We start from the raw sequence: 18,111 nt of genomic DNA, 5'->3' as shown, positions 1-18,111 counted from the left end.
GACTATGAAAAGAAGAGAGTTTATACAACAAACAGCTGCAGCATCGGCTTTAATTGGTCTTGGAGGAATGGGCTTAACATCATTCGCTCCTGCAACAAAAAAGATTACCATATTACATACTAATGATGTTCACAGTCATATTGATGCTTTTGGACCAGATGATGGACGAAATCCAAATCAAGGTGGTGTTGCTAGACGTGCAAGCTTAATAGCTGCAATTAGAAAGGAGAATCCAAATACATTATTATTAGATGCTGGCGATATTTTTCAAGGCACACCTTATTTTAATTACTATGGTGGAGAACTTGAGTTTAAACTTATGAGTATGCTTAAATATGATGTAGCTACCATAGGAAACCATGATTTCGACAATGGTATTGATGGTCTTTATGCACAATTACCGCATGCTGAGTTTGATTTTGTTTCAGCTAATTACGACTTTACAAATACGATTATGGATACCCATGTTAAACCTTATCGCATCATTGTTAAAGACGGTATTAAAATTGGGGTTTTTGGACTAGGCATTGAATTGAGCGGACTTGTAGACAAAAAAATGTATAAAGAAACTAAGTATTTAGACCCGACAGAAGCCGCTCAAGAAATGACAAGAATATTGAAACAAGACGAACAATGTGATCTCATCATCTGCCTCTCTCATTTAGGGTATAATTACCGTAATCGTCCAGAAAAAATTAGTGATCTTAAATTAGCGGAAGTCACAAAAGATATTGATTTAATAATTGGAGGTCATACACATACATTTCTAAAAAAACCTACAGTTGTTAAAAATTCTATAGGAGAAAACCTTTTGGTAAACCAAGTTGGCTGTTATGGTATTAATTTAGGACGAATAGATTTTTACTTTGATGCCGATAAGAATAAAGCAGCAAATGGTAAGTCTATAATTGTCTAACTATAGATTGACTTGTATTTCGCGTAAGGATTCTGTGGTAGGGATGAAGTACTCAGAAAAATTAATTCGTTTATCACTATTCCTATTCATATGATGGTCAAATACATATTTATACAAAAGAAACAATCCTGCTGTATGAAGCACTTTTTCAAACACCTCAAAAATCCAAAAGTACACATACAAATTACAGATATAGTTTAATACATCTGAAAACACAAAACAAAAGACCATTAATAAAAATGTAATTGATTGTGCTGTTTCTCTACTTAAATAAACCGCAAAAGCAAAATAAGTCATAGCTATAAGTGTAATTCCGTGGCATACATACAAAACCAAATTCACAGTATCTACAAAATTTTCTTTAGCTACACCATATAAAGTATACAAGAAATATGAGTTGAGCATTAATACAAGCACTAAATATACGCTAACCAAACCTTCAAATTTAACACGCTTCAACTTCCCAAGAAGTACAAAAATGAGTAATAGGTAAGCTCCAATGTACATGGATTTAGACAATTTGGAAGATAGTGCTCCAAAATCAAACACAGATAACGCATCACCAATAAAAAAGACTAAAAACAGAGTTAAAAATACATTAGCCATCTTGTTAAGCTGACAAAAATAAAATGTAAGCAAAACCGTAACTGTTATTAACTTAGCTATTTTTGTTACAATAACATAGTCAAAATAAGTCGCAATAGATGTAGCCAATAGCAACACAAATAAGACTATAACTAAAGCCATATTTGGCCTTATTTTTTGCTTTTTTTGCATGGTAGATTTTTAATTGGGTGAGACAAATATAATAAAAATTATGTATTTCAACGTATAAAATGTGCGTTTTGTCGATTTTTTGTCAAATTTTAGAAATCTGTGTAGGGTTTATTTTTCTAATCGTCTAATACACAATACAATTATATTATGAAAAAACATTTTCCACTCATTTTAAGAATTATCGTAGCTGTAATTTTAATCCAAACATTACGATTTAAATTTACAGGACATGAAGACAGTATTTATATTTTCACAAAAGTTGGATTAGAACCTGTAGGAAGAATAGGAATAGGAATTACCGAATTAATTGCTGGGATCTTATTACTGTTCAAAAAAACTGCTTGGGCTGGTGCAACTTTAACCTTAGGTGTTATTGGTGGCGCTATATTAATGCACTTAACTCAACTAGGTATTGAAATAAAAGGTGATGGAGGCGTGCTATTTTATACCGCTGTTGCAACGTTTATCTTATCATTTGTTGTTCTTTATATCTACAGAAAAGATATTCCAATAATTGGAAAGAAGTTAAGCTTTTAATTCTTGATGTTGTTCATAGACAGCATTGTACTCATGGGCTAACCTTGACTGAAGGTAAAAGAATACAAATGCACCTACTAAAAAGAATGAGTAGATAACACTTAAAGTATTATCAAAATCTGAAATATAGTAGTAAGCTATTTGAATGACTTCGGAAAACACTATACATATACAACCTATAAGTAGATTCATAGATTTTTTGCTATCATTATACATATAGTTAACCAATGCTAAGCAGACTAAAAACATGATAATAGAATTATACACCATTTCTACAGTATAACCATAGTCAAGCCCTATCCCCTCTTTAGATAAATCAGTAATCATGTAAACTACAAAAATACCTAAAGCGAAAAGAAGCAACGTCTGCATTGAAAACCTCAAAATCGCTTTTTTGAAGTTCATAATGGATAAAATTCTAGCTATTAAAAATAAATATGCCGAAATGTAAAGTCCGTTTCCAATAAGATAATGAATATCATAAGTCGCATTTTCTGGAGGAAAGTGATTGTAAGTAAAATAATTATGTATTTCGGCAGCAGCATAAGTCACTAAAAACAGTATAAATAAAATATGCTTTCGTTTTACATTGACGAAATACAAAATAGTCAATAACATCATAGCCAGAGCTTTGACACCAAAAGCATCAAACTCTTTTCCTAAAGACTGTAGTCCTAGAAATAGTATACTCAGCAGTATGAGTATAATCCCTAAAATTTTACTTGAGTACATAATTTATTCCTTAATAGCAAAGCAAATATATACAAAAAATACATATAAACGTTAAAAAATGCATTTAATCGATAAAAAATAACTTTTTGTAGGATTTTTATTTCAACTTTAATAAGAAGTCTTTTTCTGTAATTATCTCCACACCTAATGTTTCTGCCTTAGTACGCTTACTTGGTCCCATTTTATCACCAGCCACTAAAAAATTGGTCTTAGAAGAGATTGAAGACGAGACCTTTCCGCCATTATCCTCAATTAGTTTTTTGAGTTCAGTTCTTGAAACTGTTTCAAATACTCCAGAAACGACTATAGACAACCCTTTTAGTTTATCGGTTTGATTTGCCAGCTTATCCGCAGACACTTCTAGTTGCAATCCATGATTTCTCAGTTTTTGAATAATCGTCTTATTTTCTTCTGAAGCAAAGAACTCCACAACACTATCGGCTATTCGATCGCCAATTTCATCAACTGATACCAAGTCTTCAACTGTAGCTTCAACAATCGCATCTATACTCTTATAATGTTTCGCTAGTTTTTTTGCAACAGTCTCACCTACATATCTAATACCAATAGCGAATAAAACCCGTTCAAAAGGGATTTGCTTGGATGCTTCTATACCATTAATCAAGTTTTCTGCACTTTTTTCAGCCATTCGCTCTAATGGCATCACTTCATCCTTTTTTAAGGTATATAGATCTGAATAGTTAGAAATCAAACCCTCGTTAACCAATAACGCTACAGTTTCACCTCCCAAACCCTCAATATCCATAGCTTTTCTAGAAATATAATGTTGTATACGCCCAATAATCTGAGGATTACATCCATTATAATTAGGACAATAGTGCTTAGCGTCTCCTTCCTGTCTTATAAGTTCGGTTTGACATTCAGGACAATGCGTTATATACTGTGTTGGTACAGAGTTTACTGGTCGCTTACTCATATCAACAGCAATAATCTTCGGAATAATCTCTCCTCCTTTTTCAACAAACACTTCATCACCTTCCCTAATATCCAGCTTTTCTATTTGATCCGCGTTGTGTAATGATGCACGCTTTACAGTAGTACCTGCCAATTCTACGGGTTCTAAATTAGCAACAGGCGTAATCGCTCCAGTTCTTCCCACTTGATAGGTGATTTCATTTAAACGAGTAGATACTTGCTCTGCTTTAAACTTATAAGCCATGGCCCAACGTGGTGCTTTTGCTGTATATCCTAACTCTTCCTGTTGTTGAAGATTATTCACTTTAATTACAACACCATCAGTTTCATAAGGCAAATCATGACGATGTACATCCCAATAAGCTATGAATTCTAATACCTCATCAATAGAAGTTGCTAGTTTCGCAGCGTCTGGAACTTTAAAACCCATTTGTCTAGCTTTGTCTAGAGTTTCAAATTGCGTATTAAATCCAAGGTTATGCCCTGTAATATTGTATAATAAACATTCTAAAGGGCGTTTCGCTACTTCGGCACTATCTTGAAGTTTTAAACTTCCAGAAGCTGTATTTCTCGGATTTCGATAAGGCTCCTCTCCTGCTTCTAAACGTTCTTCATTCATTTTATTGAATCCTTCAAAAGGCAATACAATTTCTCCTCTAATATCAAACTTAGGTGGAAAATCACCCTTCAGCTGTAATGGTACAGATTTAATTGTTTTGATATTAGCAGTAACCTCATCGCCTTGAGTGCCATCACCTCGAGTCACTGCTCGTAGTAAATTTCCGTTTTCATAAGTCAAACTTATTGAAGCGCCATCATATTTTAATTCACAAGTGTAATACACCTCTCCATCCACAAGTTTCTTAATTCGTTTTTCCCAATCCAACAAATCTTCCTTCGAATACGAATTATCCAATGAATACATACGATGCTCATGAACAATCGTATTGAAATTTTTAGTCACCTCTCCACCAACTCGTAATGTAGGGGAATTTGGATCATAAAATTCTGGGTGTTGTGCTTCTAATCCCTGTAGTTCCTTGAGTTTCACATCAAACTCGTAATCACTTATTGTGGCATTATCAAGAACGTAATAATTATAGTTATGCTCGCGTAATTCATTGCGAAGGTCTTGAATTTTTTGTTGTATACTCATTAAAATTGTCGTGAAAAAGTTATCTTTTTACCTTATATTTAAAGCACACTAATATACTAAAATGTCATTCAAAAAAATTGTAGCACTCAGTGTTTTTATCAGCTTTTTATTCAATTGTAAAAACGAAGAACTACCTTACGTAAACCCACAAATAATTCCTGCTCCTAATCACCAAATCATAACCGATGGTTTTTTTATGTTAACACGTACAACAGGCTTATCTTATGATTCAAAATTTGAAGTTTCCGGAACATTTTTAAAGTCTTTTATTGAAAACAATAGCAATATCACGCTTACAAATTCTGATGACATCCTGTTTATATATGATGCTTCAATTGACAATAGTGAAGGCTATAAGCTAGATGTTGGCACTAAATCTATTACTATTAAAGCAAAAACAGATCAAGGCGCATTCTATGCCGTACAATCACTAAGGCAGTTGTTACCTATTGGTTTCGAAAATAAAACGCATGCGGATATTCGTGTTCCTATTAAATGTATTTCTATTGAAGACGCTCCTCAATTCAAATATCGAGGTATGCATTTAGATGTTGGACGACATATGTTTTCTGTAGATTTTATCAAAAAGTACATAGATGCTTTAGCCATGTTAAAGATGAATACTTTTCATTGGCATTTAACCGAAGATCAAGGTTGGCGTATAGAGATTAAAAAATATCCAAAACTTCAAGAGGTTGCTGCTTTTAGAAATGAAACACTAATTGGCCATTATAGCGACCAACCACATCAATTTGATGGAAAGCGTTATGGTGGATTTTATACTCAAGAGGAAGTCAAAGATATAGTTACCTATGCTCAAAGTCGTCATGTAACTGTTATTCCTGAAATTGAATTACCTGGTCATGCTCAAGCAGCTATTTCGGCATATCCAGATCTAGGTTGCACTGGCGAACAAGTAGATGTTGCCACAAAATGGGGTGTTTTTGAACATATTTATTGTTCTAAAGATGAAACCTTTAATTTTCTAGAAGATGTACTTGATGAAGTTGTTGCCCTTTTTCCAAGTGAGTATATTCATATTGGTGGAGACGAAGCGCCAAAAACGAAATGGAAAACCTGCCAGCAATGCCAAAATCGCATCAAGTCTGAAGGTTTAAAAGATGAGCACGAGCTTCAAAACTATTTTATTACACGAATAGAAACTTACCTAAACGCTAAAGGCAAACAAATTATAGGTTGGGACGAAATCTTAGAAGGCGGCTTAGCCCCTAATGCCACAGTCATGTCATGGCGAGGAACTAAAGGTGCTGTGGAAGCAGCCAAACAAAAACACAATGTCGTCATGACACCTACATCACATTGCTATTTTGATTATTACCAATCAACCAATACCGATGAACCCACTGCTATTGGTGGATTTCTACCTCTTGAAAAAGTCTATAATTTTAACCCTATTCCTGAAGAATTAGATCAAGAGGAATCAAAATATATCTTAGGCGCTCAAGGAAACATATGGACAGAATATATGCCAACTCAAGAGCACGTAGAATATATGGCATTCCCAAGGATGTTAGCCATGAGCGAGGTCGTTTGGTCAAAAGACAACAATAAAGATTACACAAATTTTACTCAACGTGTTGAACATTTTAATGAACGACTAGACGCATTAAACATAAACTATGCTAACCATCTCTATGAGATTTCTGGGGAACTCGTTTCAAAAAACAATACCACATCTTATCACCTTTCAACAACAATACAGGATAAACATATTAGATTCACATTAGATGGTTCTGAGCCCAATTTAACTTCGGAAATATACACACAAGCTATTCCTATAGATACAAGCCAAACTATTAAAGCTGCAGTGTTTAATTCTGAAAAACAATTAGGTACAGTATTTTCTGAAACCATCAACTATCACAAAGCGGTTGGCAAAACAATCACCATTAACAAAACACCACATAAGTCTTACTCTGGAAGTGGACCTGAAGGATTGATTAATGGAATTTCTGGAAGTGACTCGCGATATGGAGACAAAGAATGGTTAGGGTTTTGGGGAGAGGATATTGAGATTATGATTGATTTGGGCGAAGACACTGAAATTAATTCAATTCAAACTAGGTTTTATAATGGTAATGGACAATGGATCTATATTCCAAGTGAGATCAAAGTAGATCTTTTCAAAACTGAAACAGAAAGTCTTTATGGTAATGGTTTAACACTTATATTTTCACCTGATTCAAAAAACATTGCGTCTGCGGGAATGGGTTTTGAAGGTGTAACAACAAGATATATAAAACTATATATCAAAAATTACGGAACCATTCCAGATGGTAAACAAGGTGCTGGTAATAAAGCTTGGACTTTTATAGACGAAATCATAATCAACTAGTATGCTATTAGAAATCTGTACCAACTCCTACCAATCTGCTAAACATGCTCAAGAAGCTGGAGCACATCGCATTGAGCTTTGCAGTGAATTATCCATTGGAGGCATTACACCTAGTTTTGGGTTGATAAAAGAAGTTATGTCAACATTAGATATTGAAACTTTCGTGCTCGTTAGACCTCGAAGCGGTAACTTTTGCTATACTGAAAAAGAATTCGAGATTATTAAAAGTGATATTCAAATCTGTAAAGACTTAGGATGTCATGGTATTGTATCTGGTGTTTTAAATCCTGATCACACTATAGACATTGGACGTACGCAAGCACTCGTCGAATTATCAAAACCTTTATCATTTACCTTTCATCGTGCCTTTGATATGGTTCCAAACGCAAAAGAAGCCTTAGAGCAACTTATTGATCTTGGTATTGAAAGGGTTTTGACCTCTGGTCAACAACCAAAAGCTATTAATGGATTAGATCTTTTGAAAACATTAAATCAACAAGCAGATAACCGAATCACGATTTTAATTGGAAGTGGTGTCTCTTCTAAAAACACAAAGGCTTTTAAAGATGCTGGTTTTAAAGAATTACATGCGTCTGCTTCAGAAGTCATAACTACCGAAAGTTCTGTCCATTTTGGAAATACACCTCAAACCGTTTCTAGCATAAATGAAATAAAAGCCATTTTAAAAACAATTAATGAAAACCTATAGTATTCTAGTCATAACGGTATTAATGTTGATGAGCTGTCGACCAAAACATGATGTCCCAGTAGCAATAGATCTACATAGCAATTGGTCTTTTAAAGCCGTTAATGATTCTTTATGGAAGCCGGCTTCAGTTCCTGGAAATGTACATTCAGATCTTTTAAACAATAAGCGGATTGAGCATCCATTTATTGGTGCTAATGAAGACAGTTTGCAATGGATTTCTGATACTGACTGGGAATACAAAACATCATTTTCAGTAGCTAAAGAAACACTCAATAAAAAACACCTTTCGCTAAACTTTAAAGGTTTAGACACGTATGCTTCTGTCTTTTTAAATGATAGCTTAATTCTCAAAACAAATAATGCATTTCGAGAATTTTCAGTTGATGTGAAATCGATTTTGGCATCAGAAAACAACTTACGCATTGTATTTGAACGTACGTCTATTTCCGAAGAACACGATAAAGAAAAACTCAATTATCAATTACCTGAAGGAAATCGTATTTTTACTAGAAAAGCACAATTTCAATATGGTTGGGATTGGGGACCAAAACTTAATACTAGTGGAATTTGGCGACCTGTGACATTAAATGCCTGGAATGACTTTAAACTAGAAAGCATCCAAGTTACACATCAAAAATCTGCAAATTCAATCACTAAATTATTCCTAGATATAAAAAAAATATCATCTGTTGAATTAGATAAAAACCTAACTTATGAAATTTACATTAATGATGAATTATATAAAACTTCAAAAGACGTTTTTAAAGGTTACAGTTGGACAACACAAGTAGATATTAAAAACCCTAATCTCTGGTGGCCACATAATTTAGGTGACCCTTATTTATACGATATCAAAGTTGTTGTAAAAAACGGCAATAGCATTCTTGATAGTATTTCAACAAAAAAAGGGATTAGAACGGTTGAGCTTGTTACTGAAAAAGATAACCATGGGGAATCTTTTTATTTCAAAGTTAATGGTATTGATGTCTATATGAAAGGTGCAAACTACATTCCGCAAAACAGCATGCAGAACCAAGTGACTGATGCACATTATGAAAAACTTTTAGATGATGTTGTTGATGCTAATATGAATATGCTTAGAGTTTGGGGAGGTGGTATCTATGAAAATGACATCTTCTATGATCTGTGTGATGAAAAAGGTATTTTAGTATGGCAAGATTTCATGTTCGCCTGTGCTATGTATCCAGGAGACAACGCATTTCTTGAAAACATACAACTGGAAGCCACTCAAAATGTAAAACGATTGAGAAACCACGCTTCCATTGTCTTATGGTGCGGCAACAATGAAAACTCCGAAGGTTGGCATCGTTGGGGTTGGCAAGCTAACCGAAGTGATGAAGAAAAAGAGGACATTTGGAATAACTACCTTAAAGTCTTTGATTCTATTTTACCTAATACTGTTAAAGGTCTTACTGATATTCCATACTGGGAGTCTTCACCAAAATACGGTCGCGGAAACCCGAAATACAAAACAGAGGGTGACGCTCATGATTGGTGGATTTGGCATGACGCTTATCCTTTTGAACATCTTGAAAAAAATGTCCCAAGATTTATGAGTGAGTTTGGATTTCAATCGTTTCCTAGTTATGAAGCTATTCGTTATATCAACCAGAGCGATACTATAAATATTACTTCAGAAAGCTTTAAAAACCATCAAAAGCATGTGCGCGGATTTCAACTCATTGACGAATATATGCAACGTGATTTTCCTGTTCCAACTAATGCTGAAGATTACGTATATGTGAGTCAGTTATTACAAGCTTACGGTATCACAAAAGGCATTGAGGCTCATCGTAGAGCTAGACCTTACAATATGGGTACTTTGTATTGGCAACTTAATGATTGTTGGCCAGCTGTATCTTGGTCGAGTATTGATTACTTCGGAAATTGGAAAGCGTTGCATTATCATGCTAAGAAAAGTTTTGATAATATAATAGTATCAACTAGTGTTGAAAACAATAGTTTAAAAACGTATTTGATAAATGATGGTTTGAAACAAATAGATGTACATAATGAGTTTCAAATGATATTCAATTTTGATGGCGATATGCTTTGGACACGTAATTTTGACGCCACACTATATAATACTTCAAGTATTTTAATTAATGAACTTGATTTAAAGGATTTAGATATTGACTATGAAGACGTTTATGTGTTAACGACATTAAACGGCAAAAGCTATATCTCTTACTTAGCAAAACCCAAAGATCTAAAACTTAAAAAAGCGCCAGTAAATCAAACCATTGCTAAAACCCAAAAAGGATTCAAAATCTTTTTACACAGCACTACACTTCAAAAGAATGTATTTCTTCAAGCCAATGCCAAGGGGCATTTTAGTGATAACTATTTTGATTTGAAACCTGGTGAAATACTAGAAATTGAATTTGAGACTGATGCAGAACATTTAGATGATTTAAAGATAAAGACCTTAAATGACTTGATAGACTAATCACTTAACACCTTTTATCATTCGGTCCTTACCAAACAAGTCTTGTTTTAATTCAATGTCTTTAAAATTGAAATTAGTTAAGAGCTTAACCATTTCCTTACCGAGATACTCATTAATCTCAAAATATAAAACGCCACTCTCTTTTAAGTGTGTTTGCGCAAATTCACAAATCGCTTTGTAGAATTGTAACGGATTTTCATCATCTACAAACAACGCGAGGTGCGGCTCATGATCTAGTACATTAGGTTTTATTTCTGTTTTCTCCATATGTCGTACATAAGGCGGATTAGAGACAATAGCATCATAATCATGAGATCCAGAAATAGATTCGGTATGGCGAGAATTTAAAATATCATCTGTTATAAAGTTTATATCTACAGTATTAATCTCGGCATTTTGTTTTGCTATGATTATAGCATCTTCGGAAATATCAACAGCAGATACACTTGCATATTCATTATGCTTTGCCAATGAAATAGCAATACAACCTGTACCTGTTCCTATATCAAGAATCTTACAAGATCGTCCTTTAAAATCTTCCAAGATTAAAGCCACTAGCTCCTCTGTTTCTGGTCTCGGAATTAATGTATATTTATTAACCTTAAAGGGCAAACCAAAAAACTCAGTTTCTCCTAAAATATATTGGATAGGTTTCTCTAATTTCAACTGACTCAAAGTCTCAAATAGTGGCTGCTCTTCTATTTTTGTAATCGAATAATCAGGCTCCATTAAAAGATGTACCCTATCGAGTTTCAAATAATAATCAATAGCAAGATTAAAGAACGCATCTACTTCATTTTTTCCGTAGATAGCATCTAACTCTTTATGATAAATATCCTGAATATCCTTTAACCTCATAGTGCTTTAGTCATCCAAACACCACAAGAATAGTGTCCTGTGTTACCTAAAGGCTCATTCCTGTGCTCAAATCCGAATTGCTCATAGATATGGATAGCCGCTTTAAGTTGCGATGCCGATTCTAAATAGCAAGTCTCAAAACCAAAATCTTTGGCAGCCTCTAAACATTTGGTAAACATTTTTTTACCAAACCCCTTCCCTCTAACTTTAGGCGAGAAATACATTTTTTGAAGCTCACAAACATTGCCATCGTAGTCTTTTAATGGCTTGATTCCCCCTCCACCTAAAACTTCTTTATCATTTGCAACCACATAATATATTTCTTTATCACCTTGATAAGATTCATACATAAAGGGTGTTTCGGCATCTTCATAAGCCGTGCCTTTCAACGGAATTTTAAATTCTGGAAAACAACCTTTGATTATGGCTTCAATTTGCGGATTATCTTCTGGACGAATTTCTCTAATAATGATATTATCTTGACTCACTTTATTGTAGTATTTTTGCTTTCTAATTTCGGTATGAAGATACAGATAAATCTATTTTAAAGAGATGAGAAAATTCATTTTATTATTAACAGTATCACTAGTATGTTTTAATTGTAGTGTTAATGAAAAACCCTTGTTTGTTGCTATTGAAGATATTAAACTTGATGAGTCTACATCAAAAACAATAACATTAAAGGCTAATGCGATTTTTCAAAACCCTAATGATGTAGGCGGCCGATTAGAAAGTGATAACATTTCGGTATATGTTAATGATGTGAAAGTTGCCCATGTATCTTCTGAAAGTTTCAAAGTACCAGCAAAAAAAGAATTCACCATTCCTCTAAAAGTTAAAGTAGATACAGATAGTATTTTAAGAAGCGACAATAAGAATATACTTGGAAATATTTTAAACAGTGTCATTAATAAAGAGATCAAAGTTCAATATAAAGGTGATATTATCTACAAAACGCTAGGATTCTCATATACTTATCCTGTAGATGAAACAGAAATGGTAAAAATTAAATTTTGACCGCACACGAAAACTACATAAAACGTTGCATCGCTATTGCAAAAAAAGGGTTAGGCACAACAGCGCCAAACCCAATGGTTGGTTGCGTGATCGTATATCAAAATCAAATTATTGGCGAAGGTTACACTAGTGCTTATGGCGGCGCACATGCAGAGGTAAATGCTATTAATTCGGTTCAGGACAAAAGCTTGCTCAAAGAAGCTACACTATATGTAACTCTAGAGCCTTGTGCTCACTTTGGAAAAACACCTCCTTGCAGTGACCTCATTATTAAACATAATATTCCCAATGTAGTGATTGGATGTATTGACGATAATGAGCAAGTAGCTGGACAAGGTATTGCTAAACTAAAAGCAGCTGGATGTGATGTGACTGTTGGTGTTTTAGAACATGAATGCAAAACGCATCACAAACGTTTTTTTACATTTCACAATAAAAAGAGACCTTATATCATATTGAAATGGGCCGAAACCAAAGACGGTTTTATTGCACCTATTTCGAAAGATAAAAAACAACCTGTTTGGATTACAAATGTGCGTTCTAGACAACTCGTGCACAAATGGCGAGCAGAAGAGCAAGCCATTTTAGTTGGTACAAGTACAGTTCTAGAAGATAATCCGAGTTTGACGGTTAGAGATTGGACAGGAACACACCCAATTAGGATTGTCATTGACAGAATAACTAAATTATCCAAAGATCATTTGGTATTTGACTCAAAAGCTAAAACATTAGTTATTTCAGAAGCAAACACAGATTTCGAAAAACCGCTTCCGCAACAAATTGGAGCATTCTTACATTCAAAAAATATTAATTCAGTCATTATAGAAGGTGGTGCAAAAACGCTTCAAGCATTTATAGATGAAAATTTCTGGGATGAAGCCAGAGTGTTCACTGGGACTTCAATTTTCTCTAAAGGAACTAAAGCTCCACAATGTTCAGGACAGCTCATTTCAGAAACACCTATTATTGAAGATTCTTTAAAAATATATGTCAACAATTAAAACTATTATTTTCGATTTTGGAGATGTCTTTATCAATTTAGATAAACAAGGTGCTATGCAGAATGCACTAAATCTATTTCAGTTGGAAGATCTTCCAGAGGATCTGGTTGCTATAAATACTTTGTATGAACAAGGTCTGATATCTACAAAAGAGTTCATAGAATTTTATACTGATAACTTTCCTCATTTATCTCAAAAAGACATTGTTGATGCTTGGAATTTCATATTGAAAGACTTTCCTATTCATCGTCTAGAGTTTATCAAATCACTAGTAAAAGATAATAACTACCAACTCATTTTACTGAGCAATACTAATGATTTGCACATCACATGGATTAAAGACAAGGTTTCATTCTATGATGAATTTAAAGCCTGCTTTCATAAATTTTATCTGTCTCATGAAATCAAATTAAGAAAACCCAATAGAGATATTTACGAATTTGTATTAACCGAAAACGATCTAAAAGCAGAAGCCTGCTTATTTGTTGATGATACTAAAGTCAATACAGATGCCGCTTCTAAACTAGGTATCCACACATGGAATATTGATGAAACCAAAGAGGATGTCATCAATCTATTCAACATTAAAAAAGAATTATTTTGATATATCTCTTACTTAGTATTGCAGCGTCTACAGGTATATTCATACTATTTAAACTTTTCAACACATATAGAATCAATACGCTCCAGGCCATTGTTGTTAATTATCTCACAGCTTGTTTATTTGGATTATGGATCTATGACGAGCCTATTATTATTAAAGATATTATAAGGTCTGAGTGGATTTATGGCGCAGTAGGTTTAGGGTTCTTATTTATTGCAGTTTTTAACATTATGGCTTTAACAGCCCAACGCAACGGACTCTCAGTAGCCTCTGTTGCAGCTAAGATGAGCGTGATTATTCCTGTAATCTTTGGAATTTATGTTTATAATGAAGGGGTTGGTTTTCAGAAAATTTCGGGTATTATTCTAGCGCTTGTAGCAGTATACCTTGCTTCAGTAAAACCAAAAACATCAGATAATATAACAAAAGGTCTATGGTTACCTCTATTATTATTTATAGGTACTGGAGTTATAGACACTTCGATAAAATATGTGGAAACCACATACTTACCTGAAAACGGAATTCCTATCTTTTCGGCAACAATTTTTTCCTTTGCTTTTTGTATTGGCGCCATTTTGTTATGTATCAAAAGCGCTAAGAGCTTAGAAAAATTCCAACTCAAAACAATTTTAGGAGGAGCAATTTTAGGTATTATCAATTATTTCTCCATTTATTATTTACTCAAAGCACTTAATCACGAAAATCTGGAAAGCTCTACCCTATTTACAATTAATAATGTAGCGATAGTAATGGTATCAACACTATTAGGTGTTTACATATTTAAGGAAAAAATTTCTAAAATGAATTGGATTGGAATAGCGCTCGCTATTATTTCGATAGTAATAGTAACTTTGGCCTAAATGAAAGATACCGATATTTACAAAACAATAACCAAGCCTTCTCCTGAGGTTTTATTTAAAGATCGTAATAGTAAGTTTTTTGGTTATGCCTTTCCAGTGACTTCTGAAGACGAAGTAAAACACCATATAGATGTTCTAAAAAAACAACACCACCAAGCAAGACATTGGTGTTATGCTTATCAATTTGGTATGCAAGAAGAAGATCTAGTCTATAGAGCTAATGATGATGGTGAGCCAAATAATAGTGCCGGAATGCCAATCTATGGTCAAATTCAATCTTTTGAAGTAACCAACATACTGATTGTCGTTGTTCGCTATTTTGGAGGTACAAAATTAGGTGTAGGCGGATTAATAAATGCATACAAAACTGGAGCTCAACTTGCGCTTGAGGCTTCTACAATTATATCAAAAACGGTCAATATAGACTATGCTATCTCTTTTGATTACAAAAACATGAATAAAGTGATGAGGATTGTAAAAGAGAAGCATCTAAATATTATAAATCAAACACTAGAATTGAGTTGTGAAATTATAATTTCTGTAAGATTAAAAGACGCACAATCTATTTTTGAAATTTTTGATGCACTTTACGAGATTAACATTAAGAAGTTGAACGATTAAATTTGCAGTTTGTCTAAAATATAATCTGGACATCTTGTAGGCCGATTCTTATGAATATCCATAAATACCAAAATAGAATTTCCCGTAGTTAAAATTTCATCGTTTTCATTTACAATTTCATAATCAAATTCTATTTTCGCAGTTGGCTTTTTAACAAGTTTAGTTTTTACTTTAATGAGGTCGTCATAACACGCTGACTTTTTGTAATTTATATGCAATGAAATTACAGGCAACATTATTCCGTCATCTTCCATTTCTTTATAAGAAAATCCCATTTTACGCAACCATTCTGTTCTTCCCATCTCAAAATATTGTGCATAATTACCATGATACACAACTCCCATTTGATCTGTTTCGCCATAACGCACTCTAAATTGTATTTCATCAGATTTGGAAACATTCACCATAGTTTTTGATATTTTTTTTGTATTTTCGAATCGATTTAAACATGAGGAAAAAATTCTAGAAAATCAACCCATTTTGATTTTTTTATTAAAAAATTTGTTCACATATTTGTCATGTTAAAATTACACAGAGAAACTCGAATTTCTCTTTTTTTTGCTAACTAACTAACAATACAAAAATTAACTTAGAGAATGGATGTAACTGCGCAATCGGTTTGGACTAACTGTCTGTCATTTATAAAAGACAACATACAACCTCAAGCCTATAAAACTTGGTTTGAGCCTATAGTAGCAGTAAAACTTACAGATAACGCTTTAAGTATTCAAGTACCAAGTAAATTTTTCTATGAGTGGTTAGAAGAACACTACGTAAAAATTTTAAAAGTAGCCCTTACCAAACAATTAGGTGAAACCGCCAAATTAGTTTACGTTATCAAAATGGAAAACACTTACGGCAATAAACAACCGTTTACAGAAAAGATTCCTAGTTCTAATCGTGGTGCTTTGAAATCTCAAGATGTAGATGTTCCATTGAACAATAAAAACCCTGAACTCAAAAATCCATTTGTAATTCCTGGAATTAGAAATGTAAAAATTGAGTCTCAACTTAATCCAAACTACAGTTTCGAAAATTTCTTAGAAGGTGATTCGAACCGTTTAGCTAGAAATGCTGGTTTAGCAGTAGCAAATAAGCCTGGTGGCACATCGTTCAATCCTTTATTAATATTTGGAGGTGTAGGACTTGGAAAAACACACTTAGCTCATGCTATTGGTGTTGATATTAAAGATAAGTATCCTGAAAAAACAGTATTATATATCTCTGCTGAAAAATTCACACAGCAGTATATTGATTCTGTAAAGAAGAATAATAGGAATGATTTTATTCATTTCTACCAAATTATAGATGTTCTTATCATTGATGATGTACAATTCTTATCTGGAAAATCAGGAACGCAAGATGTATTCTTCCATATTTTTAATCATTTACATCAAAACGGAAAGCAAGTTATCCTAACAAGTGATAAAGCTCCTGTTGATATGCAAGATATTGAACAACGCTTGCTGTCTCGTTTTAAATGGGGACTTTCTGCAGAATTACAGAGCCCTGATTTTGAAACACGAGTATCAATTCTTAAAAATAAATTATATCGCGATGGTGTTGAGATGCCAGACGAAATCATTGAATATGTCGCAAAACATATCAAAACCAATGTACGCGAATTAGAAGGCGCAATAATTTCTTTAATTGCACAATCGTCGTTCAATAAAAAAGAAATCACAGTTAACCTCGCTAAAGAGATTGTTGAAAAATTCGTCAAAAACACCAAACGTGAAGTCTCTATAGATTACATCCAAAAAGTTGTTTCTGATTATTTCCAAATGGATGTGAGCACACTTCAATCTAAAACGAGAAAACGTCACATTGTTCAAGCCAGACAATTAGCTATGTTCTTTGCTAAAAAATACACCAAAGCATCACTAGCAAGTATTGGTTCTCAAATTGGAAAACGTGACCACGCAACGGTTCTTCACGCTTGTAAAACTGTAGACAACTTATCTTCTACAGACAAGCAGTTTAGAAAATATGTTGAAGATCTTTCAAAAAAATTATCGCTTTAAACTAATATCATGACTAGTATTCTAATGGTATGTTTAGGCAATATTTGTCGCTCACCATTAGCTCATGGTATTTTGCAATCTAAACTCTCTCAAGACCATTTTTATGTCGATTCGGCTGGAACTGCCAACTACCATGTTGGGGATTCGCCAGACAATTGTTCGATTGCTGTAGCCAAATCACATGGTATAGACATTTCAAATCAGCGCGGTCGACAGTTTAAAGTATCAGACTTTGACACCTTCGACTTTATTTATGTTATGGATCAATCTAATTTTGACAATGTGGCAAAACTCGCCAGAAACAATAAAGACATTGCAAAAATTAAGCTTATTCTAGAAGTTGATAGTTCTGTTAATGATAAAAGAGTTCCTGATCCATATTATGGTGATATTTTAGATTTCGAACATGTATTTTCCCTTCTTGATAGTGCCTGCGAGATTCTTTCTAAGGAGTTGACAAACAGTTCTAGATAACGAATTTGTAAATAAACTCTTATTTTTTTTCGTACTTTGTAAAAAAAATTCCTTAAAATCTAG

Annotated in this window: 18 protein-coding genes; 12 read left to right on the top strand and 6 right to left on the bottom strand. The window is 33.5% G+C overall.

The window, feature by feature from the left end; translation table 11 throughout:
- Positions 1 to 4 precede the first annotated feature (4 nt).
- A complete protein-coding gene (locus Q0783_RS16665) occupies positions 5 to 916 on the top strand; it encodes a bifunctional UDP-sugar hydrolase/5'-nucleotidase (protein ID WP_298756580.1) in 912 nt (303 codons plus the stop codon).
- Here Q0783_RS16665 and Q0783_RS16660 read toward each other — a convergent pair whose 3' ends face one another.
- On the bottom strand, positions 917 to 1,693 hold the full coding sequence (locus Q0783_RS16660) for a hypothetical protein (RefSeq protein WP_298897014.1): 777 nt from the start codon (positions 1,691 to 1,693) through the stop codon (positions 917 to 919).
- 147 nt (positions 1,694 to 1,840) lie between these two features.
- Here Q0783_RS16660 and Q0783_RS16655 point away from each other — a divergent pair, with 147 nt between their 5' ends.
- Positions 1,841 to 2,230 carry a DoxX family membrane protein gene (locus Q0783_RS16655; RefSeq protein WP_298897012.1) on the top strand — a complete coding sequence of 130 codons (390 nt, stop codon included), beginning with the start codon at positions 1,841 to 1,843 and terminating at the stop codon, positions 2,228 to 2,230.
- Here the strand turns inward: Q0783_RS16655 and Q0783_RS16650 are convergent.
- The gene (locus Q0783_RS16650) at positions 2,219 to 2,962 is read right to left on the bottom strand and encodes a hypothetical protein (RefSeq protein WP_298897010.1); all 744 of its coding nucleotides are present in this window, start codon (positions 2,960 to 2,962) and stop codon (positions 2,219 to 2,221) included. The two genes, Q0783_RS16655 and Q0783_RS16650, sit on opposite strands and share 12 nt — an antisense overlap.
- 97 nt (positions 2,963 to 3,059) lie before the next feature.
- Positions 3,060 to 5,054: an NAD-dependent DNA ligase LigA gene (ligA, locus tag Q0783_RS16645; RefSeq protein WP_298897008.1), complete on the bottom strand. Its 1,995-nt coding sequence runs from the start codon at positions 5,052 to 5,054 to the stop codon at positions 3,060 to 3,062.
- 61 nt (positions 5,055 to 5,115) lie between these two features.
- Here ligA and Q0783_RS16640 point away from each other — a divergent pair, with 61 nt between their 5' ends.
- Genes Q0783_RS16640 through Q0783_RS16630 form a run of 3 tightly spaced genes read left to right on the top strand, consistent with a single transcriptional unit; the run spans position 5,116 to position 10,589 of the window.
- Positions 5,116 to 7,410: a family 20 glycosylhydrolase gene (locus Q0783_RS16640; protein WP_298897006.1), complete on the top strand. Its 2,295-nt coding sequence runs from the start codon at positions 5,116 to 5,118 to the stop codon at positions 7,408 to 7,410.
- A 1-nt stretch (position 7,411) separates the two neighbouring features.
- Positions 7,412 to 8,119: a copper homeostasis protein CutC gene (locus Q0783_RS16635; protein ID WP_298897004.1), complete on the top strand. Its 708-nt coding sequence runs from the start codon at positions 7,412 to 7,414 to the stop codon at positions 8,117 to 8,119.
- Positions 8,106 to 10,589, top strand: a complete 2,484-nt coding sequence (locus tag Q0783_RS16630; RefSeq protein WP_298897002.1) for a glycoside hydrolase family 2 protein — start codon at positions 8,106 to 8,108, stop codon at positions 10,587 to 10,589. The genes Q0783_RS16635 and Q0783_RS16630 overlap by 14 nt, the downstream gene beginning before the upstream one ends.
- On the opposite strand, the gene prmC is transcribed toward Q0783_RS16630, so the two are convergent.
- Both prmC and Q0783_RS16620 read right to left on the bottom strand, forming a co-directional pair.
- The gene (gene prmC, locus Q0783_RS16625; protein ID WP_298897000.1) at positions 10,590 to 11,447 is read right to left on the bottom strand and encodes a peptide chain release factor N(5)-glutamine methyltransferase; all 858 of its coding nucleotides are present in this window, start codon (positions 11,445 to 11,447) and stop codon (positions 10,590 to 10,592) included.
- Entirely contained in the window at positions 11,444 to 11,935 is a 492-nt protein-coding gene (locus Q0783_RS16620) for a GNAT family N-acetyltransferase (RefSeq protein ID WP_298896998.1), read from the bottom strand. Before Q0783_RS16620 ends, prmC begins: the two co-directional genes overlap by 4 nt.
- A 64-nt stretch (positions 11,936 to 11,999) precedes the next feature.
- Between Q0783_RS16620 and Q0783_RS16615 the strand changes: the two genes are divergently transcribed.
- Genes Q0783_RS16615 through Q0783_RS16595 form a run of 5 tightly spaced genes read left to right on the top strand, consistent with a single transcriptional unit; the run spans position 12,000 to position 15,550 of the window.
- A complete protein-coding gene (locus Q0783_RS16615; RefSeq protein WP_230935623.1) occupies positions 12,000 to 12,464 on the top strand; it encodes an LEA type 2 family protein in 465 nt (154 codons plus the stop codon).
- Positions 12,461 to 13,465: a bifunctional diaminohydroxyphosphoribosylaminopyrimidine deaminase/5-amino-6-(5-phosphoribosylamino)uracil reductase RibD gene (ribD, locus tag Q0783_RS16610; RefSeq protein WP_298896995.1), complete on the top strand. Its 1,005-nt coding sequence runs from the start codon at positions 12,461 to 12,463 to the stop codon at positions 13,463 to 13,465. Before Q0783_RS16615 ends, ribD begins: the two co-directional genes overlap by 4 nt.
- Positions 13,452 to 14,069: an HAD family phosphatase gene (locus Q0783_RS16605; protein WP_298896994.1), complete on the top strand. Its 618-nt coding sequence runs from the start codon at positions 13,452 to 13,454 to the stop codon at positions 14,067 to 14,069. Before ribD ends, Q0783_RS16605 begins: the two co-directional genes overlap by 14 nt.
- Positions 14,066 to 14,929, top strand: coding sequence for a DMT family transporter (locus Q0783_RS16600; RefSeq protein ID WP_298896992.1), 864 nt, complete (start codon positions 14,066 to 14,068; stop codon positions 14,927 to 14,929). The genes Q0783_RS16605 and Q0783_RS16600 overlap by 4 nt, the downstream gene beginning before the upstream one ends.
- Complete coding sequence (locus Q0783_RS16595) at positions 14,930 to 15,550, top strand: YigZ family protein (RefSeq protein ID WP_298896991.1); 621 nt, start codon at positions 14,930 to 14,932, stop codon at positions 15,548 to 15,550. It abuts the gene before it with no gap.
- Here Q0783_RS16595 and Q0783_RS16590 read toward each other — a convergent pair.
- On the bottom strand, positions 15,547 to 15,957 hold the full coding sequence (locus Q0783_RS16590) for a thioesterase family protein (protein ID WP_230935628.1): 411 nt from the start codon (positions 15,955 to 15,957) through the stop codon (positions 15,547 to 15,549). The genes Q0783_RS16595 and Q0783_RS16590 overlap by 4 nt on opposite strands.
- Before the next feature lie 189 nt (positions 15,958 to 16,146).
- On the opposite strand from Q0783_RS16590, the gene dnaA reads away from it, so the two are divergent.
- Together dnaA and Q0783_RS16580 are read left to right on the top strand one after the other, a co-directional pair.
- On the top strand, positions 16,147 to 17,574 hold the full coding sequence (gene dnaA, locus Q0783_RS16585) for a chromosomal replication initiator protein DnaA (RefSeq protein ID WP_230935629.1): 1,428 nt from the start codon (positions 16,147 to 16,149) through the stop codon (positions 17,572 to 17,574).
- 9 nt (positions 17,575 to 17,583) lie between these two features.
- Positions 17,584 to 18,048 carry a low molecular weight protein-tyrosine-phosphatase gene (locus Q0783_RS16580; RefSeq protein WP_298896989.1) on the top strand — a complete coding sequence of 155 codons (465 nt, stop codon included), beginning with the start codon at positions 17,584 to 17,586 and terminating at the stop codon, positions 18,046 to 18,048.
- Positions 18,049 to 18,111 lie beyond the last annotated feature (63 nt).

This window comes from uncultured Psychroserpens sp. (assembly GCF_947500255.1).
Lineage (GTDB): Bacteria > Bacteroidota > Bacteroidia > Flavobacteriales > Flavobacteriaceae > Psychroserpens.
Note: the sequence above shows the minus strand (reverse complement) of the source record. Positions and strands in the feature narration are given on the sequence as shown.

What these genes read in the sequence shown, in the direction of transcription:
- Q0783_RS16665 (WP_298756580.1), top strand. Translation starts at nt 5, where the DNA reads ATGAAAAGAAGAGAGTTTATACAACAAACAGCTGCAGCATCGGCTTTA.
- Q0783_RS16660 (WP_298897014.1), bottom strand. Translation starts at nt 1,693, where the DNA reads ATGCAAAAAAAGCAAAAAATAAGGCCAAATATGGCTTTAGTTATAGTC.
- Q0783_RS16655 (WP_298897012.1), top strand. Translation starts at nt 1,841, where the DNA reads ATGAAAAAACATTTTCCACTCATTTTAAGAATTATCGTAGCTGTAATT.
- Q0783_RS16650 (WP_298897010.1), bottom strand. Translation starts at nt 2,962, where the DNA reads ATGTACTCAAGTAAAATTTTAGGGATTATACTCATACTGCTGAGTATA.
- ligA (WP_298897008.1), bottom strand. Translation starts at nt 5,054, where the DNA reads ATGAGTATACAACAAAAAATTCAAGACCTTCGCAATGAATTACGCGAG.
- Q0783_RS16640 (WP_298897006.1), top strand. Translation starts at nt 5,116, where the DNA reads ATGTCATTCAAAAAAATTGTAGCACTCAGTGTTTTTATCAGCTTTTTA.
- Q0783_RS16635 (WP_298897004.1), top strand. Translation starts at nt 7,412, where the DNA reads ATGCTATTAGAAATCTGTACCAACTCCTACCAATCTGCTAAACATGCT.
- Q0783_RS16630 (WP_298897002.1), top strand. Translation starts at nt 8,106, where the DNA reads ATGAAAACCTATAGTATTCTAGTCATAACGGTATTAATGTTGATGAGC.
- prmC (WP_298897000.1), bottom strand. Translation starts at nt 11,447, where the DNA reads ATGAGGTTAAAGGATATTCAGGATATTTATCATAAAGAGTTAGATGCT.
- Q0783_RS16615 (WP_230935623.1), top strand. Translation starts at nt 12,000, where the DNA reads ATGAGAAAATTCATTTTATTATTAACAGTATCACTAGTATGTTTTAAT.
- Q0783_RS16605 (WP_298896994.1), top strand. Translation starts at nt 13,452, where the DNA reads ATGTCAACAATTAAAACTATTATTTTCGATTTTGGAGATGTCTTTATC.
- Q0783_RS16595 (WP_298896991.1), top strand. Translation starts at nt 14,930, where the DNA reads ATGAAAGATACCGATATTTACAAAACAATAACCAAGCCTTCTCCTGAG.
- Q0783_RS16590 (WP_230935628.1), bottom strand. Translation starts at nt 15,957, where the DNA reads ATGGTGAATGTTTCCAAATCTGATGAAATACAATTTAGAGTGCGTTAT.
- dnaA (WP_230935629.1), top strand. Translation starts at nt 16,147, where the DNA reads ATGGATGTAACTGCGCAATCGGTTTGGACTAACTGTCTGTCATTTATA.
- Q0783_RS16580 (WP_298896989.1), top strand. Translation starts at nt 17,584, where the DNA reads ATGACTAGTATTCTAATGGTATGTTTAGGCAATATTTGTCGCTCACCA.